Annotated in this window: 4 protein-coding genes; 2 read left to right on the plus strand and 2 right to left on the minus strand. The window is 74.0% G+C overall.

The annotated features are described in order from the left end of the window. Positions 1-663, minus strand: a 663-nt coding sequence (locus AOK08_RS41960; RefSeq protein ID WP_241827330.1) for a phage holin family protein, incomplete at its 3' end; no start/stop codon positions are given. A 100-nt stretch (positions 664-763) separates the two neighbouring features. Further along, positions 764-1,198 carry a hypothetical protein gene (locus tag AOK08_RS41965; protein ID WP_055535839.1) on the minus strand — a complete coding sequence of 145 codons (435 nt, stop codon included), beginning with the start codon at positions 1,196-1,198 and terminating at the stop codon, positions 764-766. A gap of 122 nt (positions 1,199-1,320) precedes the next feature. Here AOK08_RS41965 and AOK08_RS41970 point away from each other — a divergent pair, with 122 nt between their 5' ends. Next, entirely contained in the window at positions 1,321-2,097 is a 777-nt protein-coding gene (locus tag AOK08_RS41970) for an MBL fold metallo-hydrolase (protein WP_055535841.1), read from the plus strand. Continuing rightward, complete coding sequence (locus AOK08_RS41975) at positions 2,094-2,723, plus strand: DedA family protein (protein ID WP_055535843.1); 630 nt, start codon at positions 2,094-2,096, stop codon at positions 2,721-2,723. The genes AOK08_RS41970 and AOK08_RS41975 overlap by 4 nt, the downstream gene beginning before the upstream one ends. Positions 2,724-2,751 lie beyond the last annotated feature (28 nt).

A 2,751-nucleotide genomic window follows, 5' to 3' on the forward strand; every position in this document is an offset into this window, starting at 1 on the left:
GTCCTGAGGTGCTCGGGGTGCTTGGGGGGCCTGAGGCGCTTGGGAAGCCTGGGGTGCCCGGGGGGCGTCGAGCCAGCTCGCCACGGTCGGCATGAGCCCCTTCTCCACGGCCCGCACCAGGACGTCGTGGCCGACGCCGTCGAGTTGCAGGAACACCAGGCCGGGCGTCGTCGGGCCCTCGAACCGCCGTGCGGTGCCGCGCCGGTCGGCGAGTCGGTAGAGCCGTCTGCGGTAGGCGTCGTCGTCCCGTACGGCCAGTGCGGCGCCCGTCGCGGAGGCCACGGCGGACATCACCGCGGCGACCACGACCGCTGTCTCGGGGGCCGCCTCGGGGCGGTCGGCCGGGGTCAGCCGGAGAGCGACCAGCAGCACCGCGCCGTTCAGGAAGAAGACCAGCAGACCGAGTACGAGGGCGGGCACGAGCAGCAGCAGCCGGACCAGCACCGGCCAGACCAGGGCCGACAGCACACCGAAGGCGCCTGCGCCGACGGCCGCGGTGACCGCGATCCGGGTGGCGCTGTCGCCGTCACCGGTGCGGATCCGGAAGTCCGGCAGGAGGCCGGCGAGCACCAGCATCGTCAGCGTCGACACGGCCCACACCGTGACGCTCCGCCCGATCTGACTGACGATCCGCCGCCAACGCCCCGCACCCACGTCCCGCACACCTCACGTCCCGGCCCGTCCCCACGTCGGACCGGATCCCACCCTGTCACAAGGCGGCAGCGGCCACCGGCCCGCCCGGTACGGGCTCGGCGGCCGAGGTTCAGCGTCCGTCGTACCCGGCGGTCGGCATGGACAGGCGACGGTGGACACGGGCCTTCATCTGCGCGTCGTACGACGGTTCCGCGCGGCCCACCGTCTCGACCCGCACGCCGCGCCGCTCGCACTCGGCGGTGAACTCGTCGACCGAGGTCAGCGCCTGCTCCAGGACCCGCTGGCTGGGCGCCACGAAAAGGTCGAGGCCGGGCTCGACGCCGTTCCACAGGGCGCCGTGGTCGGGGCGCAGACCCCGGACGAGCAACTCGCGGGCGACGACGTAGCCGTGTTCGGCGGCCCAGCGGGCGCACATCGCGTGCTGGCTGCGGGAGTCGACGAGGAAAGGCTCCTCGTCCAGTTCCTCCAGCGGCGTCAGGCTGGCGATCGCGGTGACCCGCGGTACCGGGCCGGGCAGGCCTGCGGCGGCGTGCGGGTGTCCCATGGCGTCCCCCTAAGCTCCGGGCTTCCCCGTTCACCTCGGGGTTTTCCCCACTCGCCCCGGGTTTCCCGCCGACCCTACTCCTGCCCGTACTCTTCGGGGAGTCGCACGAGGGAGGCAAAGGGGTGCCGGTGGAGATCACCTGGTGGGGCCACGCCACCTGTACGGTCGAGGACTCGGGCGTACGCGTGCTCACCGACCCCCTGTTCGTGCGCCGGCTCGCCCATCTGCGCCGTCGCCGGGGCGAGTTGCCCCCGCCCGGCGCATGGCGCGCGGACGTGGCGCTCGTCTCCCATCTGCACTCCGATCACCTCCATGTGCCCTCCCTCGCGCGCCTCGCGCCGGGCGCGCGCCTGATCGTGCCCCGGGGCGCGCCGAAGGCGGTGCCGGGCTTCGCGCGCAGGCTGGCCCATCTGCGGATCACGGAGGTGGTCCCCGGGGACCACACCAAGGTGGGCGACCTGGTTGTACGGGCCGTGTCCGCGCGGCACGACGGTCGGCGGCTGAACGTCGGTCCGCAGCGGGCGCCCGCGCTCGGCTATGTGGTCGAGGGCGAGGCGCGGACGTATTTCGCCGGGGACACGGGGCTGTTCGCGTCGATGGCCGAGGAGGTCGGGCCGGTCGACGCGGCGCTGCTGCCGGTCGGCGGCTGGGGGCCGTATCTCGGCGAGGGGCATCTCAACGCGGAGCGGGCGGTGGAGGCACTGGCCCGGCTGGCGCCGCGCAGTGCGGTGCCGGTGCACTACGGCACGTACTGGCCGATCGGGTTGGACGCCGTGCGCCCCCATGAATTCCACGCGCCGGGCGAGGAGTTCGTACGGCTCGCGGCGCAGCGCGCGCCCGCGGTCGACGTGTACCGGCTGGGGCACGGGGAGAGCGTGCGCCTGGAGGTCGCGCGGTGACCGTGCTGTTGACCGCCACCGCGGCCTCCGGACAAGGATCGACGGGGCAGGCGATCGGCTATCCGACGCTGTTCCTGCTGGTGCTGATCGGGGCGCTGGTGCCGGTGGTGCCGACGGGGGCGCTGGTGAGTTCGGCGGCGGTGGTGGCCTTTCACGAGCACTCGCCGCTCACCATGGCGCTGGTGTTCGTGGTGGCCTCGCTGGCCGCGTTCCTCGGCGATGTGGCGCTGTACTGGCTGGGCCGGCGCGGGATGGACTCGAGGAACGGCTCGCGCTGGCTGGCCGCGATCCGCAACCGGGCGCCCGAGGACCGGCTCGCGCGGGCCCAGGAGAAGCTGGGCGAGCACGGGGTGGCGGTGCTGGTGCTGTCCCGGCTGGTGCCCGCCGGGCGCATTCCGGTGATGCTGGCCTGTCTGCTTGCGAAGTGGCCGGTACGCCGCTTCGCCCGTGGTGCCGTCCCGGCCTGTCTCGCGTGGGCCGCGACGTACCAACTGATCGGCGTCCTAGGCGGTTCGCTCTTCGCCGAACCCTGGCAGGGCGTGGTGGCGGCGGTCGCCCTGACCCTGACGATCAGCGCGGCGCCGAGCGTGTGGCGCCGGGTACGCGGCACCGGCGGGGCGGCCTGAGGCACTTCCTTCGCCCCCGCCGCCCCTT

It is taken from the genome of Streptomyces graminilatus (assembly GCF_001418565.1).
GTDB classification, from domain to species: Bacteria; Actinomycetota; Actinomycetes; order Streptomycetales; family Streptomycetaceae; genus Streptomyces; species Streptomyces graminilatus.